Annotated in this window: 1 protein-coding gene; it reads left to right on the forward strand. The window is 67.8% G+C overall.

From position 1 onward, the window contains the following. Positions 1 to 1,915: amino acid adenylation domain-containing protein (locus ABZ876_RS39030; RefSeq protein WP_361791173.1), on the forward strand; the 1,915-nt coding region annotated here is incomplete at both ends.

Below are 1,915 nucleotides of genomic sequence, written 5' to 3' on the forward strand. Positions count from 1 at the left end.
GACGAGGCGCTGGAGGACCTCGTCGGCTTCTTCGTGAACACGCTGGTGCTGCGGACGGACGTGTCGGGTGACCCGACGTTCCGGGAGCTGGTGGAGCGGGTGCGTGAGACGGACCTGGGGGCGTTCGGGAACCAGGACGTGCCGTTCGAGCACCTGGTGGAGGTCCTCAACCCGGCCCGGTCCATGTCCCGGCACCCCCTGTTCCAGGTGATGCTGACCTTCCAGAACAACGCCCAGGCGGACTTCAAGCTGCCCGGACTGTCGTTCACCGGCGAGCCGACCGGCTACGGCACCGCAAAGTTCGACCTCCAACTGAGCGTGCACGAGCAGCAGGACACCGAAGGCGGTCCGGCGGGGCTCGTCGGTGTCTTCGAGTTTGCGACGGATTTGTTCGATCGGGTGTCGGTCGAGGAGTTGGCCGGTCGTTTCGGTCGGTTGTTGTCGGTGGTGGTGGCGGATCCGGATGTGCGGGTGGGTCGGCTGGAGGTTTTGTCGGGGGACGAGCGGGCGGGTTTGCTGTCGGGTTGGCAGGGTGAGCGGGTCGAGGTGCCGTGGGCGTCGTTGCCGGTGGTGTTCGAGCGGCAGGTGGGGCGTGCTCCTGACGCGGTAGCGGTGAGTTTTGAGGGTGTGGGGCTGTCGTATGCGGGGTTGAACGCGCGGGCGAATCGGTTGGCTCGGTTCCTGGTGGGGTGTGGTGTGGGTCCGGAGGAGCGGGTGGCGTTGGTGCTGCCGCGTTCTGTGGAGCTGGTCACGGCGATGTTGGCGGTGTTGAAGGCGGGTGCGGCGTATGTGCCGGTGGATCCGCAGTATCCGGCCGAGCGGATCGCGTTCATGCTCCGGGACGCCGCTCCGGCCGTGGTGATCACGGCGGAGGCGGTGCGTCATGCCGTGCCGGAGGGTGTGACTGCGCTGGTGCTGGAGGAGATCGCCGATGTTGTGGCGGCTGAGTCGGAGGCGGATCTGACGGATGTGGACCGTCGGGCTGTCCTGTCTCCGCTGCACCCTGCGTATGTGATCTATACGTCGGGTTCGACGGGCCGTCCGAAGGGTGTGGTCGTCGGGCATGCGGGCGTGGTGAATCTGGCACTGGACCATGTGGCGCGACTGAGCATCGATGAGAGCAGTCGTCTGCTGCAGTTTGCTTCGCCGAGTTTTGATGCGGCGGTTGCGGATATGTGGCCGGCGTGGCTGGCGGGTGCGACGCTGGTCCTGGGCACGGCGGAGCAGTTGGTTCCGGGGCCGGAGCTGGTGCGTCTGGTGCGTGAGTGCGGGGTGACGCATGCGACGCTGCCGCCGGCGACGCTGCCGGTGCTGGCGGAGGCCGGTGGGCTGCCCGAGGGTGTGACGCTGGTGGTGGCGGGTGAGGCGTGTTCGGCGGAAGTGGCCCGTCAGTGGTCGCAGGGGCGTCGGATGGTCAACATCTATGGTCCGACCGAGGCGACGGTGGCCTCCACCGCCAGCGTGCCCCTGTGCGGGGACGGTGTGGCGCCGATCGGTCTGCCGGTGTGGAACACGCGGGCGTATGTGCTGGATGACCGGTTGCGTCCGGTGCCCGTCGGGGTGGTTGGGGAGTTGTATCTGGCGGGTGTGCAGGTGGCGCGGGGGTATTTGAACCGGCCGGGTTTGACCGGTGAGCGCTTTGTCGCCGATCCGTTTGGCGGGTCGGGTGCGCGGATGTATCGCACCGGTGATGTCGTGCGCCGGGGCCGTGATGGTCAGCTCGAGTACGTCGGCCGTGCGGACGAGCAGGTGAAGGTGCGTGGGTTCCGTATCGAGCTGGGTGAGATCGAGGCGGTGGTCGCGGGGCATCCGCAGGTCTCGCAGGTCACGGTGATGGCGCGTGAGGATCAGCCGGGGGACAAGCGGCTGGTCGCCTATGTCGTTCCGGTCGCCGGGCAGGACGGGCTTGAGGGTG

The sequence above is a fragment of the Streptomyces sp. NPDC046931 genome (assembly GCF_040644655.1).
GTDB lineage: Bacteria > Actinomycetota > Actinomycetes > Streptomycetales > Streptomycetaceae > Streptomyces.